Here is a 17,099-nt window from a genome sequence, read left to right as displayed (position 1 = left end):
TCGGCGCCGTCGAGAGGCACGATGTCGAGTTTCAGCGCTGAGCTTCCGGGCGATCTTTGGCGTAACTGGATTATTCATTCCACCGCCCTGCTCAACTCCTACCGTGACCGCACTGGCCGCGAGTTAATCGAGCGCGGGGGCGACTCCAAGCTCGACGCCGAGCGGCTCCTTGGCGCGCCCTTCGTGGTCGTCTCGCACGGCGTGGAAGCCGACCCGATCCTCAATTATGGCAATCGCGTCGCGCTCGCGCTGTGGGAAATGAGCGCGGCGGAGCTCATCCGCACGCCCTCGCGATTGACGGCCGAGCCGATGCTCCGCGAGGCGCGTGAAAAGCTCCTTGCCCAAACGACGCGGGAGGGCTTCGTCAGCGGTTATGAAGGGGTGCGCATCAGCGCAAAAGGCCGGCGCTTTCATATTTCCAACGCGACGATTTGGAACGTCACGGACGACGCCGGCAAACCCGCCGGGCAAGCCGCGACATTCGCCCGATGGACGTTCCTCTAGTCAGTCTTTCGGCGGATCGAAGCGCGCGCAACTGACTGCTTTGAGGCGCTCGCGCGCGCGCGCCTGATCCGCCGGACGCTTGGCAAGGGAGCGAATGAGAACGAACCCGCGCTTGGTTGGCGAGGTGAGCCTTACTTCCTGCGGCGGCGCCTCGTCTGCTGCGCTCTGCAGCGCGTCCATCTGTTTTTCGTCGCCGATCACAATATCGATCTTGCCTTTGATCGCCGCGCGGTCGGTGATGGCGTGATAGAGCCGGCCGCCGCCGGAGTGAAAGGAAAAGGCCAGGAAATCCTCTCCATCCGCGGCGGTCGACACGTGCAAGAGGCCCTTGGACAAATCGTAGACGCACACGCCCTCTGCAAAGGCCGGATCCTCGAAGGGCAATGTCTCGCCGCCCGGCGCGGCAGGCGGGAGCGCAATCAGCGTTTCGGACGGCGCCTTGCCCACCGCGTCCAGCACCCGCGCATAGGCGGTGCGCGGGGCGACAGCCGGCATCAACAGCACCGAGACGATATGGACGACGCCGGCGACGAGCAGCATCGCGGCCGCCCAGGGGAGATAATCGAAAATGCGGTCGGGGAGCGTCAGGCGCACTTCAGTTTCACAATCTTGGGAAAGTTCGTCGGATCGGGACGAGCGTCAGTGTCGAACGGCGTGTCGTAGAGACGCAACAACAGCACAAATCTGCGGGCGTCGCCCGGCGACAGCCAATTCCCGGCGCGGGCGTTGCGCGAAATGGAAATCGTAAAGGCCCCGCCTTCACGCCGCAGCAATTCGGCTGAGGAGAAACCGTATCGGCCGGTCGAATTGTCGATGAGCCCGCCATTCGGAGTCGCAAGCGACAAGGTCCAAAAACGCGCCGTCGGGACCGGATCGACGATCGAATATTCGCAGGCGCCGTCGAGCGGCGCGCCGCTCGCATCCTCCGCCGCGGTGAACGCCAGCCCTTGATCGCGCGCCAGCGGCGCCTCGCCGGAGCGTGCGATGACGGCCCGCGCATAAGGATCGACGTCGGACCCGCCGATATTGGGCCAGGCGATCCAGGACCCGGCGCGCAGGGCCCCGAATCCGTAGCCCGAGTTCAAGGAGATCAACGTCGCCAGCAGGCCGATGACAAGCCCGCCGATCATCACGGCGGCGGCGCGAAGATATTTTGCGTAAGGCCGGTTCAAGCGGAACACCCTTATTGCGCGGCGCCAATGGTCGGGAAGTCGACGCCGCGCGTTTCGGCGACCGTCGCCGGCGCGGCCATGCTTTGTTTGCCTACGCCAGTGGCCTTGGCCTTCTTCTCGATCGACTCCAGCGCCTGCACGGCGCCCTTGGTCAGCGTAGCGGGGCGCTGCGGGCCGCCGAGTTCGAGCGGTTTCACGGCGCCGCCCTCAGTCGAGGCGACGGCGGGCTTGGCTTCCGGCTTCAATCCGACAATGGGTTTCAGGGGGATGCCCTGGTGCGCATAAGCCATGACGTCGTGCCAGGTGCCGGCGGGCAGCGTTCCGCCGGTCATATTGTTCATCGGTTCGTTGTCATCGTTGCCATACCAGACGCAGCCGCCCATCGTGCCCGAATAGCCGCAGAACCAGGCGTCCTTGTAGCCGTTGGTGGTGCCGGTCTTGCCGATAACGTCGATGCCCTCGCCGAGAATGGCGCGCTTGCCTGTGCCTTCCTCCACCACTTTTTTCATCATGGTGGCGAGATCGACGACTTTGTCGAGCGGCAGCACCTGCCGCTGGGGCGGCGCGTCGCGGTCGTGACGGTAGAGAAGATCCCCCTGCCGGTTGCGAATCTCGACGGCCGCATAAGGAATGGTGCGCTTGCCGCCATTCACAAAGGCGGCATAGGCGGCGGAATGTTCCAGCAGGATCACATCGCTCTGGCCGACCGGCAGAGAGGGGGTGTCCTCGAGCGGCGTGCTGATGCCGAGCTTGCGGCAGGTTTCGATGATCTTGGCGCGGCCTTCCCTCGCATTGCCATTGCCGATCGCAATCGACAATTGGATCGCCACGGTATTGAGCGACCGCGCCAGCGCCATGGCGAGCGGCATCGAGCCCGCATAGCCGCCGCTGTAATTGTGGACGCAATAATTGCCGATGCAGGTCGGCCTGTCGGTGACGATGGTCGTCGGCTTGAATTTGCCGCTCATCAGCGCGGTCAGATAAACATAAGGCTTGAAGGACGAGCCCGGCTGGCGCGAGCCGTCCGTCGCGCGGTTGAACTGGCTAGCGCCATAATCCCGTCCGCCGATAATGGCGCGCAGAGCGCCGTCGGGCTCCATCACGACCATCGCCGATTGCTTGACGTGGAAAGACCGTCCCTGCTCCCGCAGATTCCGTTCGACCACTTCCTCGGCGCGTTTCTGCACGTTGGAGTCGAGCGAGGTGCGCACGGTCAGCACGCGGTTATCGCCGAGCTTGCCGCTCGCTGAAAGCTTCCTGATCTCCCCATAGGCATAGTCGAGGAACCAGTCCGGGCTCTCCTCGCGCTGGCGGTCCACCGGCGTCGCCGGGCTCCTCTGCGCGGCGATGATCTGGCTCTCGCTCATGAAGCCCGCGTCGACGAGATTGTTGAGCACGTCATTGGCGCGCGCGCGCGCGGCGGGAAGATTATTGTGCGGGGCGTATTTCGTCGGCGCCTTGAACAGACCCGCGAGCATCGCCGCTTCCGCGAGCGTGACGTCCTTTACCGACTTGCCGAAATAGAACTCCGCCGCCGCCTGGATGCCGAAGGCGCCGCCGCCCATATAGACGCGGTCGAGATAGAGCTGGAGAATCTCCCGCTTGGTGAGATGGTGCTCCAGCCAGAGCGCCAGAAAGGCTTCGTTGATCTTTCGCGTGATGGTGCGCTCATTCGACAGGAACAGATTCTTGGCGAGCTGCTGCGTGATGGAGGAGCCGCCCTGCACCACGCCCGATGAGCGGGCGTTCACGGTCACAGCGCGCAGCGTGCCGATCACGTCGATGCCGAAATGTTCGTAGAAGCGCCGGTCTTCGGTGGCGAGCACCGCCTTGATGAGATAGTCGGGATATTGTTCGAGCGGCACGGCGTCGTCGTGCTTGATGCCGCGTTGGCCGACTTCGTTTCCGTAGCGGTCGAGGAACGTGACGGCGAGGTCGGTTTGCTTCAACCAGTCGCCCTCGCTGGTCATCTGGAAGGCGTTGCCAGCCAGCGCAACCATGACAATAAGACCGCCGAGACCGAGAGTGAGACCCTCGCAGGCGATCTCCACCGCCACCCGCGCGAAGCCGGAGACGTGGAACCTCTGCATGAAGGCGGAGTAATTCTCGTAAAGCTCGCGCGTGCGGCGTCCGCTGTCGAAGACGCTCGAATCGATGAGCGCGTCGGCGGACAGAAGGATGCGCTTGATGCGCTTGACGAAAGGCGAGGACCAGAAACGCTCGAACAAGGCTCGTGAACCCCCCGGCCGCCGGGAACGATGCGGCAAGTTTAGCACCTTTTAAACCATCTTGACGACGCCCGACGACGCGCGCATTGCGGTTATGGTTTCCATCGCGCGGCGGGACAGCCGTATGGACAGAAAATGGCGGAAAAAAAAGGCGAAAGCGGCGCGGCTCCGTTCTGGCAGAAGCCCCTCTCGGAACTGACCCGGTCTGAATGGGAGAAGCTCTGCGACGGCTGCGGCCGCTGCTGTCTGGTCAAGCTCGAGGACGAAGACACGGGCGCGATTCATCACACGAGCATCGCCTGCAAGATGCTGGACCACGAAAGCTGCCTGTGCAGCGACTATCGGAACCGCCGCGCGCATGTGCCGGACTGCATCCGCCTGACCTTGACGAAATTGCAGGAGATCGCCTGGCTGCCGCCGACCTGCGCCTATGTGCTGCGAAATGACGGCAAGCCGCTGCCACCCTGGCATCCGCTGATCTCAGGCGATCCCGAAAGCGTCCATCGCGCCGGCGTCTCGGTGCGGGGCAAGGTCGAAGCGAGCGAGGAAGAGGTCGAGGACGAGGACACGCCCGACTTCATCCGGATCTGGCCGAAGCGTTGGCCGAAGAAGGCGCGCTTCTAGACGGGGCGCGCGGCGCTGAATTTTTTCCGGCCAGCGGGGAATATATTCCTTGACAGCCGCACGCTGCTCAGCTAGATAAAGGCCATGCTCCACAATTGCGCTTGGGCGGCGGGGCAAATCCACCGAAGCTGAAGGGACGCGCCAGTCTCTCGCCGCGAGAGAAGAACGGTTCGCCGCGAAAAAAGCGCGGCCGCCTTTCGTCGGCTTTGCCGCACCTGAGACGGCGCAACAGCGTCATGGCTGTCATGCACAAAAAGACATCTCCGGCGTCGCGCGCGAAAATCACGCAGGCGAAACTTCTCTATGACGCAGGCGCGCCCATCGCCGAGATTCTCGCTCTTCTCTCGATGAGCGCCCCGCAATTCCGCCGCTTTCGCGAAGCGAACGGCTGGCCGCTGCGCGCCTCCGCCTGCAAGCGGAAGGCCGACCCGCCCGACGCGCCGACCGCTGGCCCCGCCGCTGACCCGGGGCGTCTCATCCTGCGGCTCGAAGACGCCGTCGAACGGGAGTTCGCCCGCGCCGAGGCGGCGCTGGAAAAGCACGCGCCCAAAACGCTCGAAGCCAGCGCCCGCACGATCGCGACGCTGGTGAAAGCGCTCGCCGAATTGAAACGCATGCGGCGCGAAGCCGATGCGCCAAGGGAGACTGCGACCAGCGCCGATGACCATCCAGACGCCGACGCCGAGCCGCCCCGCGAATTGGCCGAACTCCGCGCGGAGCTTGCTCGACGGCTTGAGCGACTGCGCGGCGAAAGGCCTTCTCAATGAGGCGCTGGAAACTATCAGCGCGCGCGAGCTCGCGCGGCTTCTGAGCGACTGGGAGCTTGTGGCCCGCAAAGATCAGTGGCCGCCGGATTTCGCGCCGAACGGCCTGCCCTGGCGGGTGTGGCTCATTCTCGGCGGACGCGGCGCGGGCAAGACCCGCGCCGGCGCCGAATGGGTGAAGGCGCTGGCGCTCGGGCGCGCACAATTCACCGCCGCTCCGGTCGCGCGCATCGCCCTCGTCGGCGAAACCGCGGCCGACGTGCGCGACGTGATGATCGAAGGCGTCTCCGGCCTTCTCGCCGTGCACGACAAGCGCGACCGCCCGCGCTGGGAAAGTTCGCGCCGAAGGCTCACATGGGAAACGGGCGTCGTCGCCCAGGCCTTTTCCGCCGAAGATCCGGAAAGCCTTCGGGGGCCGCAATTTCACGCCGCCTGGTGCGACGAACTCGCCAAATGGCGCTACGCCAGGGAGACTTGGGACATGCTGCAATTCGGCTTGCGTCTCGGCGACTGGCCGCGTCAGCTCGTCACGACGACGCCGCGCCCGACGCCGCTTCTCAAGGAATTGCTCGCGCATCCGGCGACGGCGCTGACCCGCGCGCTGACGCGCGAGAACGCGGCCAATCTCGCGCCCTCCTTTCTGGAAAGCGTCGTGGCGCAATATGCCGGCACGCGGCTCGGGCGACAGGAGCTCGATGGCGAAATGGTCGAAGCGCGCAAAGACGCGCTGTGGACGCGCGAGATGATGGAGACGGCGCGCGTCGCCGCCGCGCCGGCGCTGTCGCGCATCGTCGTCGCCGTCGATCCGCCCGCGACCTCGGGCAAGCGCGCCGATCAATGCGGCATCGTCGCCGCCGGCGAGGACGCGGCCGGCCTCGTCTACGTGCTCGACGATCAGACCCTCGCGGCCGCGCGGCCGGCGCAATGGGCCCGCGCGGCGATCGCGTTGTATCACAGGCTTTCCGCCGACTCGCTCATCGCCGAAGTCAACCAGGGCGGCGAAATGGTGCGCGCCGTGCTCAATGAAGCGGATCCCGCGGCGCCGGTGACCATGGTGCGCGCCACGCGCGGCAAATATCTGCGCGCCGCGCCGGTCGCGCAGCTTTACGAACAAGGCCGCGTAAGACATGTCGGCGCCCTTCCGGCGCTCGAAGACGAAATGTGCGATTTCGGGCTCGACGGCCTCTCCTCGGGCCGCTCGCCCGATCGCCTCGACGCGCTGGTCTGGGCGGTGACCGCGCTGGCGCTGACGCCGAGATCGCCCGAACCGCGCATGCGGCGCGTGTAAACAGCAAGCAAGCCCGCCGTTTCAGCGCCGCGCCCAGATGGGCGCGGCCGCGTCTCATCTCTTCATTTCAGGGCCAACGCATGACTTCACTTTTCACGCGCCTCTTCGGCGCGACGGCGCCGGCGCGCGATCTCAAAGCGTCGCGCGCGGCAAAACTTCTCGCCATGCACGCCATCGGCATGCCGCATTGGACGTCGCGCAACAGCGCGGCGATGACGCGCGAAGGCTATGAGCGCAACGCCGTCTGCCATCGCTGCGTGCGTATGGTGGCGGAAGCGGCCGCCTCCGTGCCCTGGCTCGTTTACGAAGGCCGTGAGGAAGTCCCCGAGCATCCGCTGCTCGCGCTGATCGAGCGGCCCAACCCAACAAACACCAGCGTCTCCTTCATCGAGACGATCTGCGCCAATCTCTTGCTCTATGGCAACGCCTATATCGAGTCCGTCGCGCTCGACGGGCAGTTGCGCGAGCTTTACGCGTTGCGTCCGGACCGCATGAGCGTCGAGCCCGGCCGCAACGGCTGGCCCGCGGCCTTCGTCTATCGCGCGCAGGGCGCCGACGCCCGCTACGAGATGCAGGGCGAAGGGATCGAGCCGATTCTGCACATCAAATTCTTCAACCCGCTCGATGATTATTATGGCTTCGCGCCGCTCGCCGCCGCGCAAGTCGCCCTCGACACGCATAACGCCGCGAGCTTCTGGAACAAGGCGCTGCTCGACAATTCGGCGCGACCTTCCGGCGCGCTCGTCTACGCCGGGCCGGACAACGCCCATCTGACCGACGAACAGTTCACGCGGCTGAAGCAGGAACTGGAGGAAAACTTCTCGGGCGCCGATAACGCCGGACGGCCGCTGCTGCTCGAAGGCGGACTCGACTGGAAGGCCCTGTCGCTCTCCCCAAAAGACATGGATTTCGCCGAGTCGAAGGCGGGAGCCGCGCGCGAAATCGCCCTCGCCTTCGGCGTGCCGCCGCTGCTCCTGGGCCTGCCCGGCGACAATACGTTTTCGAATTACAGCGAAGCGAACCGCGCCTTCTGGCGCCAGACCGTGCTGCCGCTCGTCACCCGAGTCCAGAAGAGCTTTCAGGCCTGGCTGCAACCGGGCTTCACGCCTTTTCGCTTCGACTACAACGCCGACCGGCTGGAGGCGCTGGCGGCGGAACGGGCGAGCGAATGGGAGCGTGTCGGCAAGGCGGCTTTCCTCACGCTGGACGAACAACGCGAGGCCGTCGGCTACGGCCCGGCCCCGAAGGATGGGCCATTCGCGAAGGGCTTCGAGGCCCGCTACGCACCCGACCAGCCGCGCGTGCCGGCGGGGTCGTCGACGGGTGGGCAGTGGACGGGGGGTGGGGTTGGAGGAGGTGGTAGCGTGACTGGATCTGTCTCGCTGCTCGACGCCCCGGAACAGGTTGCAGTCAACGTCGACGCGAATGTCGCGGACGATCTCGGGATCGGGAGACTCTTCGAGCGAATTGGCGAGCTCGTTATTAACCTGTTGGATGAAGAGGGTGGCGCGCACGAAGGTCATGCCATTCGCGACCATATAGGAAAGAGTGACGCGCAGCTAAAGAATGCAACTCGAAACACTGTCAAGAAAATATTGGGTATTTGGGTTTGGAAGGATCAAATCGGTTCGTTTAGCTCATTGACCGCAGCAAATAAACTGGTAAACGCTACGTTAGCGAATAATCGAGCTCTGATAAAAGACATTATAGAAGGACGGATCGGCGGCGGTATCGCAGAAGCATGGTTCGACGCTCCAACAGGCTATCAGTCTTATCTTTCGAAGCCCGAAGCAGAAATTGAAATCCGCACGACCTACGGCGTTCGAGTTGTTCTCGTAAGAGATGGGAGCGCCAAGCAAGGCTTTCGCATCAAGACGGCTTATCCAATCTACGAACCCGGGAAACTCTAAGCATGGTTATTCCAGAAGAATTCCTGACTTTCACGGCGTTCTTTCACCAAGACTTTGATCTGCTGTTTCCAAACGGCGAAGGCTTGATCGAGGATGCAATTTCACACACCAAACTCGAACACCAGAACATCATCAAATCGTTCATCGATGATTTGCTGAGTGGAAAATTTACCGAAGACGAGCTGAGAATGATCTGGCGGAGCACCAGGGCGGAGATATCGCCCTTTCGCGGAACAGAGGGAAGCTGCACGGAATTTCTGAAATTGATCCGTTCGTTTCTCGCATAGGCCTGACACTTGCTCCGGAGGTCCTGATCGGGCGCCCATGCGAGCGCCCACAGCCGCTGCTGCTCGAGGCTAAGTCGACTGAAAAACCCTTTTTCGCATTACGGCGAAGCGAACCGCGTCTTCTGGCGCCAGACCGTGCCGCCCCTCGTCACCCGCTTGCAGAAAAGTTTTCAGGCCTGGCTGCAACCGGGCTTCGCGCCCTTCCGCTTCGACTACAACGCCGACCGGCTGGAAGCGCTCCCATCCGGCTGGATAAATGGTTCTCTTCCCCAACCGGTTTTGAAGCATTTACGGATCGTCCTTGGGACGTTAGTGCGCCAATAGCCTTTCGCGCGATATTCGGGTTCGGATTCGAGGCATACATAGAGCGCGCAATCGACTATGGACTCAGCTGGTGTGAGCGGAGCGACCTACTCGTTCTGAGGGACTTCCTGGCCAAAACGCTGAACGAGCCGAACGCCGCGGAGAAATTGAGCACGTTGTGGGAAAATGCGCGACCCCGTACTGCGGTTTTCTCTGGGCCAGACGCGAGTCGAGATCAGCCGGCAATTGTGCAAGTTTTCGCGCGGGCGCTTGCTGCTATAGAAAAAAAGCTCGGTTAGCGCTGTTCGTGAACTCAGCGCCGCGACGAAACCCAAAGGTCCAAAGAGGATATTCGGGTAGCACCGCGTTCCCGTCTTTTTGACCTTAAGCAGTAGTAAAATGCCAATGTCTGCGCCGCGTCAGTTTGAGGGCTTCTGTGTCGCGCTCGAGGTAGGGCTTTACCGAGATGGTCCCAAATTCTCGAAGAGTGGTTTCGCTGCTTTGAGAGCGGTAGAGCAGAAATTAACCTGATCCGGTGACTGGAAAGCTTTGTCGCTTTGCTTTCGCCGAAGGAAGGTCGTGTTTATTAAAGGAACCGTCCTCGAAAAATGGATTTCGCATAAATCTCTCATAAGCCTGGCGCTTGCTCCGCAGGCCCTGACCGGACAATGCCCATCTGACCGACCCACGGCCTGGAAGGCTTTGTCGCTTCGTCAAACACACCGATCCCACTTGGGAAGGAGGTCGCTTCGCTGTCCGACATTCTCAACGCCATTCTCGAGCGCGGCGATCTCGCCCATCTCGCGCTCTTTCTATGGGCCTGCGTCGCCACGGCGCAGGCCCATCTCGCGATGCGCCAAGTAAGTGAGGCGACGCGTCGCCTCGACGCCTTTGTGCGCGAACTCGCCCGATTCAACCGACGCTGTGGGAGCGATCCTTGATACATCTGAGACTGCGTCTGCCATTTTCAGCAAATCCCCGCCGCAAGACGACGCGACGCCGCGAGGAGTCCGCGCAAGTCTTCAAGACTTTCGTGCATGTGCTCGCGCAATTACAGGCGCATTCGCGAAACCCTGCGGGCGCCGATCTGGGCAGAGGATGACAACCTTGCGAGAAACCAAGCGCATAAGCCTTCCACTCGGCCAGGCGACGTCAGCTCGCGTTATCGAGGGCTATGCTTCGCTCTTCGGCGTCGCCGATACGGGCGGCGACATTGTGATGCCCGGCGCCTTCGCGCGCACGCTCATGAAGCGGGGCGCCGCGGGCGTCAAACTGCTGTGGCAGCATAACGCCGCTGAACCGATCGGCGTCTGGACCTCGCTTATCGAAGACTCGAAGGGCCTGAAAGCCGCTGGCCACCTCGATCTCTCGGTGGCGCGGGCGCGCGAAGCGCTCTCGCTCATTCGCAGCGGGGCGGTCGATGGGCTTTCGATCGGCTTTCGCGCCAAGCAGGCGGCCATCGACAAGACGAGCGGCCTGCGCCGACTGAGCGAAATCGATCTTTGGGAAATTTCCGTCGTGACGTTTCCTATGGCGCCGCAGGCGCGCATCGACGCGGTCAAACGCACGCCTCTCGCGACGACCGACACACAACGCGCCATGCTCTGCCGGCTCAAGGCGCAGGAGGCGTCGTTGCGTCTCCAGCATCGACTGCAAAGCCTCGCGTTACGAATAGGCTGTTAAGAAAACCGTTCCGCTCACGCCGTCGACGCGGAACACGCATTGGCCAGACGGCTTTCACCCCCGCGCACAGACGAAAACCCACGGCGATCGCCGGCGGGACGTCCTTTTGCGCGCTCACCCCCGAGGCACTTCATGGCGTCCACTGAAATGAAATCTGCAAGCGACGGCGTCATCGCCGACCTGAATTGCGCCTTCTCAGCCTTCAAGGAGGCAAATGACGAGCGTCTCGCCCAACTCGAAACGCGCATGGGCGCCGATGTCGTGACCGAGGAGAAGCTTGCGCGCATCGACCGGGCGCTCGATGAAACGAAGAGCCGCCTCGATCGGCTCGCGCTCGACTTGTCGCGTCCGCGACTGGGCGGCGCAACCCCTGAGGATCAAGGCGGCCGCGAGCACAAATCGGCCTTCAATCACTATATGCGCTCGGGCGAAGCGGCCGGACTGAAGGCCCTCGAAGCCAAGGCGATGTCGCGGACTTCTGGACCGGACGGCGGCTATCTCGTGCCGGTTCCGGCCGAACGAGAAATTCTGCGTCGCCTCGCCAAGCTTTCGCCGATTCGAGCCATCGCCAGCGTGCGCGAGATTTCGACACAGTCATTACGACGCGCCTATTGCACCTCTGGCCCTGCGGCCGGCTGGGTGGCGGAGGCCGACCCCCGCCCGCAAACGGCCAACCAGCAGATCGCCGACATGAACTTCCCGGCGATGGAGCTCTACGCCATGCCGGCGGCCACTCAGGCGCTCCTCGACGACGCCGTCGTCGATATTGAGCAGTGGATCGCGGACGAAGTGCAGGTGGCTTTCGCGGAGCAGGAAGGCGCCGCCTTCGTGTCCGGTGACGGCGTGAACAAGCCGAAAGGCTTTCTCTCCTACACGAACGTCGCCGATGCGGGTTGGACTTGGGGCAATATCGGCTATGTCGTCACCGGCGTCGCTGGGGCCTTCGCGGCCACCAATCCTTCGGACGCGCTATTCAATCTCGCTTACGCTCTGCGCGCAGGCTACCGACAGAACGCAAAATTCGTCATGGGCCGGCGCGCCCAATCTCTCGTGCGCCAGTTCAAGACGACGACCGGCGATTACATCTGGGCGCCGCCCGCGACAGCCGACGCGACCGCGAGCCTGATGAACTTCCCGATCGTCGAAGTCGAGGACATGCCCGATCCCGGCGCAAACACGATGGCGATCGGCTTCGGAGATTTCGAGCGCGCCTATCTCGTCGTGGACCGCATCGGCGTTCGCGTGCTGCGCGACCCCTACTCGGCGAAGCCGTATGTGCTGTTTTACACCACGAAACGCGTCGGCGGCGGCGTGCAGAACTTCGAGGCGATCAAGCTCTTGAAGTTTGGCGTTTCCTGACCGCTCCCGGCCTGCGGCGGCGACGCCGCGGGCTTTCCCCTCCTGATCAGGACCCCGCCCATGAGACCCATGCTGATCGGCGCGCCCACGATCGAGCCCGTTTCGCTTACGGACATGAAAGCCTGGCTGCGTGAAGACGGAGGCGACGAGGACCAACTGATCCAGGCGCTCATCGTCTCGGCCCGCATGACGCTCGAAGCCTATACGCGTCGCTTCTTCGTTACCCAGAGCTGGCGGATTACGCTCAACGCCTGGCCCCTCGATGCGCTCATGCTGCCTATCCCGTTCGCGCCGTTTCAAGCCCTTTCGGCTATTCGCATCTTCGACGCCAATGACATGGCGCAGACGCTTGCGCCGATCTCCTATCGGGCCCCTCCAGCGAGCGATGGCGCCCGCGTGACCTTCAAATCGGCGCCGCCCGCGCCGGGGCGAAGCGTCGACGGGATCGAGATCGACTTCTCGGTCGGCTATGGCGCGAGCGCCAGCGGGACGCCCGAGCCACTCCGACGCGCCATGATGGTTCTTGTCGCGCACTGGCGCGAAAAGCGGGGCGACGACGCCAACGACGCTTTGCCAAAAGGCGTCATCCAACTCGCAGCGCCCTTCAGGCGCGAGCGCTTGTCGTGACCAGCGCCGCGACAATCGGCGCGTTGCGCCATCGCCTCACCTTGGAGGCCCCGGTCGACGTTCCGGACGAACTCGGCGGCTTTACGCGAAGCTTCGCGCCCGTGGCACAACTTTGGGCGCGAATCGAAGCGCTTGGCGGAAACGAGCAGTTCATCGAGCAACAGATCGTTCAGACGCGACGCTACGCGGTTAAAATTCGTTGGCGCCCCGACGTGGCGAACGAGATGAGATTCGTTTTTCGCGGACGGAAGCTTGTCATTCGCAACGTCGAGGACAGCGACGAAGGTCGGAGGTTTCTTAAATGCGTATGCGAAGAGTTTTCATGAGGCGCCGACCATGACCGCCTCGCCCGTCGTCGCCCTGCGCAAAGCAATCCGCGCTCGCTTGCTGATGGATGGCGCGCTCGTCGCCGCTCTCGGCGGCGCACGGATCTATGAAGAGGCGCCACGCGGCGCTGAAACGCCTTATGTGCTTTTCACGGATGCCGAGATGCGCGACTGGTCGACGACGCTCTCGCGCGGAAGCGAGCACTTTCTCACGCTGGCCGTCATTTCGACCGAACGCGGGCTCGGCCCCGCGTTGGACGTCGCGCAGCAGATCGTCGATCTCCTGGATAGCGCGGCGCTCACGCTCGACGACCATGAGCTGATTGATCTGCGCTTCGCTTCTCTGAACACGAAGCGCGACGCCAGCGGCCGCTTCGCGCGCGTGGCCATGCTTTTCCGCGCGACGACGGAATATCTCTAACCCGAATTCGAGAACCGACATGACTGCCCAAAAAGGCAAGGATCTTCTTCTCAAGGTCAGCGACGCCTCCGGCGCCTTCGTGACCGTCGCCGGCCTTCGCACGCGACGCCTTGCGCTCAACGCTGACAGCGTCGACGTCACCGACGCCGAGTCGGCGGGAAGATGGCGTGAATTGCTCGGCGGCGCCGGCGTGCGCCGCGCGAGCGTTTCGGGCGCCGGGATTTTCAAGGATCAAGCCTCCGATGCGCTCTTGCGCCAGATCTTCTTCGACGGCCTGCTGCGGGACTGGCAAATAATTGTTCCCGGCCTTGGAGCGCTTGCAGGGCCTTTTCAGATTTCCAATCTCGACTACCGCGGTGAGCACTCGGGTGAAGTGACTTTCGACATTTCGCTCGACTCTGCCGGCGCACTGACGTTCACGGCGATTTGAGAGAGCTTCCCATGGCCAACGCCAAACGTGGAGAAATCGACGCGCTGCTAGACGGCAAGCGCTACACGCTGTGCCTGACCCTCGGCGCGCTCGCAGAGCTCGAGAGCGGCATGGGAGCGAACGATCTCGTCGGGCTGGCGCAGCGTTTCGAGGCGAACCGGCTTTCCGCCCGTGACATTTTGCGCGTCATTGGCTGCGGGCTGCGCGGCGCGGGTCATGCGCTGAGCGACGAAGAGGTTTCAAGGATGAAAGCATCGGGGGGATTTGCAGGCTATGTGCAAATCGCGGCTGACCTCCTGGCCGCGACATTCGGCGATGAGCCGGAGCCGCACGCCGCAAACCCTCGGTCGCCGCAGGACGCCTGATCGCGAAAGGAAATTCGGCGCGCGCGCCCTCTCCGCGCCCGCCCTTTCCTTTCTCGCGCGCGATGGCCTTTGGCCTCGGCGTCCTGCGGCTTGGTCCACGTGATTTCTGGTCTATGACGCCGCGCGAGTTGTTCCACGCTGCGGAGGGCGTCTACGGGCATGGCGGAACCTGCATGAGCCGCTCCGGGCTCGACGCCCTGATGCGCGATTTCCCAGATTGAGAACTGATGAGGACAGACGATGGGCATCGACTTCCCAGACTTTGACGGCCTGAGCGCGTCGCGGCCGATTGCGACGCAGGAGCTGACGTCCGCCAAGCATCTCCTCGACCAGATCGGCGCCTCGGGCGAGAAGGTCGCGAAAATTCTGGCGAATGGCTTTGGCGCTGCGGCGACGAGCGGCAAGAGCTTCAATGAAACGCTGCTGAGCATCGGACAATCCTTGGCGAAGCTCGCCTTGCGAGACGGCGCGAAGGCAATGGTCGACGGCGTTTCAAATTCCTTGAGCGGTATGTTGAGTAACGCCTTCAGCGGCAATCAACGGATCACGCCCTTCGCTGAGGGCGGCGTCGTCGCGAGCCCTGCCTATTTTTCAAATGGCGGCGCAATCGGACTCATGGGCGAACGCGGCGCCGAGGCGATCATGCCGCTTGCGCGTGGCCCAGATGGGCGGTTGGGGGTCGTTGCGCAAGGCGCTCAGGGGCGGCCTGTCTCGGTGACTGTCAATATCGCCGCGCAGGATTTCGAGAGTTTCCGCCGCTCCGAGGCGCAGATCACCAGCGCGCTCGCGCGAGCCGTCGGGCGCGGCCAGCGGCAACTCTGATCGACGGTTTCCAGATGAGCGACTTTCACGACATCCGCTTTCCCCTGGACGTTTCCTTGCAAGGGCGCGGCGGGCCAGAACGCCGCACCGAGATCGTGACGCTCGGGTCCAACCGCGAGTCGCGCAACGCACGCTGGGCTCATTCGCGTCGCCGCTATGAAGCAGGCTATGGCGTGAAGACGCTCGCCCAGCTTTCTCAGGTCATCGCCTTTTTCGAGGAGCGGCGTGGGCGTCTCTACGGGTTTCGCTGGCGCGACCGTGCTGATTTCGCGTCCTGCGCCCCAGGCGCCGCGCCTGCGCCAACGGACCAGAATCTTGGAAAAGGCGACGGCGCAACACGGACATTCCAGCTGACCAAAGCTTATGGCGGAGTTTTCGCCGCATACGGGCGTAGCATTGCAAAACCCGTCGCCGGCAGCGTGCGCATCGCTGTCGACGGCGTTGAAAAGGCCGCGTCACAATTCTCAGCCGATGCGACGACCGGCGTCGTCACTTTCTCGCCCGGCGCGACCCCGCCGCCGGGCGCGTTCATCACTGCCGGTTTTCTCTTCGACGTGCCGGTTCGGTTCGACACGGATTTCCTCGAGATCGACTTCGAGGCCTTCGAGGCGGGCGCCATCCCGAAAATCCCCATCATCGAAATCGCCGTCTGAAAGGTTTGGGAATGCTCGATATCTCTTCGTCTTTCCAGCAAAAGCTCGACCGGCAGGCGACGACCCTTTGCCATTGCTGGCGGCTCTTGCGGCGCGACGGCGTCATCATGGGGTTCACCGACCATGACCGGGATCTTACTTTCGACGGCGTCGTCTTTCGCGCAAGCACAGGGCTGTCGGCCACTGAAGCTGAACGCAGCCTCGGCCTTTCGGTGGCGACGTCGGAGGCCGCCGGGGCGCTCTCCGATGACAGTCTATCGGAAAGCGATCTCCTCAACGGCCTGTACGATAACGCCTCCGTCGAGACATGGCTCGTCGATTGGAGCGATCCTCAACTCCGGACTCTACTGGACGTCGCAACGATTGGTGAAGTGCGGCGCGGCGAAGGCGCTTTCAGCGCTGAGCTGCGCTCGAGCGCCCATTTCTTCGATCAAACCCAGGGCCGCGCGTTCCAGCGCGGCTGTGCTGCGGATTTCGGCGACGGCCGCTGCAAACTCAGTATCGGCGCTTTCGCTTCAACTGGCGTCGTCGCGGCGTTTTCAGGCGGCGTATTGACGCTCAATCTTTCCGGCGTCTTCGAATCGGGTTTCTTCACCGGCGGCAGACTGACCTTCACGGGCGGCGTCAACGGCGGCGCCAAAGTGACGATCAAATCGCACCGGCGGGAAAGCGGGTTGCGCGCGACAATCACGCTGTGGACGCCGCCAGGCGCCGCCATCGTGAGCGGCGACGTCGTGTCGCTCACCGCGGGCTGCGACAAATCGGCGACGACGTGTCGGACCAAGTTCGGCAATATCGTCAACTTTCGCGGCTTTCCGCATATGCCCGGCAACGATCTTGTCATCGCCTACCCCAGTTCGCGCTCTCAGGCGATGGATGGCGGGAGTTTCTTTCAATGAGCGTGAAGCGCGCAACGATCGTCGCCGCCGCGCGTCGATGGATTGGAACGCCTTACCGACATCAGGGGTCGCTTGTAAACGCAGGCTGCGATTGCCTTGGCCTCATTCGTGGCGTTTGGCGCGAAGTGATCGGCGAAGAGCCTGAAGAAGCGCCGCCCTACACCCCCGATTGGGGCGAGGCTCTCGGCGTCGAGGCTTTGCTCGATGCGGCGAACCGGCATTTCCGGCCTGCGCCGCCAGACGATTTTCGCGCGGGGGACGTCCTCGTGTTCCGCTTCCGCGATAACCTCCCGGCAAAACATCTCGGGATCGCGACCTCCCCCACCCATATGGTCCACGCCCATAGCGGCGCCCGTGTCGCGGAAGTTGCGATCGGCCATTGGGGCAAGCGCATCGCCGCCGTCTTCGCCTTTCCGGGCGTCGTCGACTGACGC

The 17,099-nt window shown here is 63.4% G+C and carries 21 protein-coding genes and 1 pseudogene; 19 read left to right on the top strand and 3 right to left on the bottom strand.

Annotated features, from left to right (window positions below; genetic code table 11):
* The first annotated feature begins 21 nt into the window (after positions 1-21).
* On the top strand, positions 22-504 hold the full coding sequence (locus tag ACETII_RS11925; RefSeq protein WP_472785612.1) for an MEKHLA domain-containing protein: 483 nt from the start codon (positions 22-24) through the stop codon (positions 502-504).
* Here ACETII_RS11925 and ACETII_RS11920 read toward each other — a convergent pair whose 3' ends face one another.
* From ACETII_RS11920 to ACETII_RS11910, 3 genes are read right to left on the bottom strand one after another with little or no spacing between them, the layout of a single operon-like run.
* Positions 505-1,098: a DUF1254 domain-containing protein gene (locus ACETII_RS11920; RefSeq protein WP_363346178.1), complete on the bottom strand. Its 594-nt coding sequence runs from the start codon at positions 1,096-1,098 to the stop codon at positions 505-507.
* Positions 1,089-1,685 (bottom strand): DUF1214 domain-containing protein, encoded by a 597-nt coding sequence (locus tag ACETII_RS11915; protein ID WP_363346176.1) that lies wholly within the window; start codon positions 1,683-1,685, stop codon positions 1,089-1,091. The genes ACETII_RS11920 and ACETII_RS11915 overlap by 10 nt, the downstream gene beginning before the upstream one ends.
* 2 nt (positions 1,686-1,687) lie before the next feature.
* Positions 1,688-3,904: a transglycosylase domain-containing protein gene (locus ACETII_RS11910; RefSeq protein ID WP_363346174.1), complete on the bottom strand. Its 2,217-nt coding sequence runs from the start codon at positions 3,902-3,904 to the stop codon at positions 1,688-1,690.
* Between the two features lie 135 nt (positions 3,905-4,039).
* Here ACETII_RS11910 and ACETII_RS11905 point away from each other — a divergent pair, with 135 nt between their 5' ends.
* From ACETII_RS11905 to ACETII_RS11820, 18 genes and pseudogenes are all read left to right on the top strand, one after another.
* On the top strand, positions 4,040-4,528 hold the full coding sequence (locus ACETII_RS11905) for a YcgN family cysteine cluster protein (protein WP_472785611.1): 489 nt from the start codon (positions 4,040-4,042) through the stop codon (positions 4,526-4,528).
* A 236-nt stretch (positions 4,529-4,764) separates the two neighbouring features.
* Positions 4,765-5,295, top strand: a complete 531-nt coding sequence (locus ACETII_RS11900) for a hypothetical protein (protein ID WP_363346170.1) — start codon at positions 4,765-4,767, stop codon at positions 5,293-5,295.
* 13 nt (positions 5,296-5,308) lie between these two features.
* On the top strand, positions 5,309-6,580 hold the full coding sequence (locus tag ACETII_RS11895) for a DNA-packaging protein (RefSeq protein ID WP_472788157.1): 1,272 nt from the start codon (positions 5,309-5,311) through the stop codon (positions 6,578-6,580).
* A gap of 80 nt (positions 6,581-6,660) precedes the next feature.
* Positions 6,661-7,818: pseudogene (locus tag ACETII_RS11890) on the top strand (phage portal protein); the annotation flags it as partial.
* A 63-nt stretch (positions 7,819-7,881) separates the two neighbouring features.
* The gene (locus ACETII_RS11885; RefSeq protein ID WP_472788156.1) at positions 7,882-8,490 is read left to right on the top strand and encodes an RNase A-like domain-containing protein; all 609 of its coding nucleotides are present in this window, start codon (positions 7,882-7,884) and stop codon (positions 8,488-8,490) included.
* A gap of 2 nt (positions 8,491-8,492) precedes the next feature.
* Positions 8,493-8,777 carry a contact-dependent growth inhibition system immunity protein gene (locus ACETII_RS11880; RefSeq protein ID WP_363346164.1) on the top strand — a complete coding sequence of 95 codons (285 nt, stop codon included), beginning with the start codon at positions 8,493-8,495 and terminating at the stop codon, positions 8,775-8,777.
* 1,401 nt (positions 8,778-10,178) lie between these two features.
* Entirely contained in the window at positions 10,179-10,763 is a 585-nt protein-coding gene (locus tag ACETII_RS11875) for an HK97 family phage prohead protease (RefSeq protein ID WP_472785610.1), read from the top strand.
* Between the two features lie 132 nt (positions 10,764-10,895).
* On the top strand, positions 10,896-12,122 hold the full coding sequence (locus ACETII_RS11870; protein WP_472785609.1) for a phage major capsid protein: 1,227 nt from the start codon (positions 10,896-10,898) through the stop codon (positions 12,120-12,122).
* A gap of 60 nt (positions 12,123-12,182) precedes the next feature.
* Positions 12,183-12,749, top strand: coding sequence for a head-tail connector protein (locus ACETII_RS11865; protein ID WP_472785608.1), 567 nt, complete (start codon positions 12,183-12,185; stop codon positions 12,747-12,749).
* Positions 12,746-13,075 carry a phage head closure protein gene (locus ACETII_RS11860; protein WP_472785607.1) on the top strand — a complete coding sequence of 110 codons (330 nt, stop codon included), beginning with the start codon at positions 12,746-12,748 and terminating at the stop codon, positions 13,073-13,075. Before ACETII_RS11865 ends, ACETII_RS11860 begins: the two co-directional genes overlap by 4 nt.
* 10 nt (positions 13,076-13,085) lie before the next feature.
* Complete coding sequence (locus tag ACETII_RS11855; protein WP_472785606.1) at positions 13,086-13,496, top strand: DUF3168 domain-containing protein; 411 nt, start codon at positions 13,086-13,088, stop codon at positions 13,494-13,496.
* A 19-nt stretch (positions 13,497-13,515) separates the two neighbouring features.
* Complete coding sequence (locus ACETII_RS11850; RefSeq protein ID WP_363346148.1) at positions 13,516-13,926, top strand: phage major tail protein, TP901-1 family; 411 nt, start codon at positions 13,516-13,518, stop codon at positions 13,924-13,926.
* Positions 13,927-13,937: 11 nt separating this feature from the next.
* Positions 13,938-14,291, top strand: coding sequence for a gene transfer agent family protein (locus ACETII_RS11845; RefSeq protein WP_472785605.1), 354 nt, complete (start codon positions 13,938-13,940; stop codon positions 14,289-14,291).
* Complete coding sequence (locus ACETII_RS11840) at positions 14,288-14,512, top strand: rcc01693 family protein (RefSeq protein WP_472788155.1); 225 nt, start codon at positions 14,288-14,290, stop codon at positions 14,510-14,512. Before ACETII_RS11845 ends, ACETII_RS11840 begins: the two co-directional genes overlap by 4 nt.
* Positions 14,513-14,531: 19 nt before the next feature.
* Complete coding sequence (locus ACETII_RS11835) at positions 14,532-15,113, top strand: phage tail tape measure protein (RefSeq protein ID WP_472785604.1); 582 nt, start codon at positions 14,532-14,534, stop codon at positions 15,111-15,113.
* Between the two features lie 14 nt (positions 15,114-15,127).
* Complete coding sequence (locus tag ACETII_RS11830; protein ID WP_472785603.1) at positions 15,128-15,766, top strand: phage distal tail protein, Rcc01695 family; 639 nt, start codon at positions 15,128-15,130, stop codon at positions 15,764-15,766.
* A gap of 11 nt (positions 15,767-15,777) precedes the next feature.
* Positions 15,778-16,665 (top strand): DUF2163 domain-containing protein, encoded by an 888-nt coding sequence (locus ACETII_RS11825; RefSeq protein ID WP_472785602.1) that lies wholly within the window; start codon positions 15,778-15,780, stop codon positions 16,663-16,665.
* On the top strand, positions 16,662-17,096 hold the full coding sequence (locus tag ACETII_RS11820) for an NlpC/P60 family protein (protein ID WP_472785601.1): 435 nt from the start codon (positions 16,662-16,664) through the stop codon (positions 17,094-17,096). Before ACETII_RS11825 ends, ACETII_RS11820 begins: the two co-directional genes overlap by 4 nt.
* Positions 17,097-17,099 lie beyond the last annotated feature (3 nt).

Source organism: Methylocystis sp. NC52PC, from assembly GCF_055698645.1.
The sequence above is the reverse complement of the archived record's forward strand: the minus strand, read 5'-3'. Positions and strand labels throughout refer to the sequence as shown.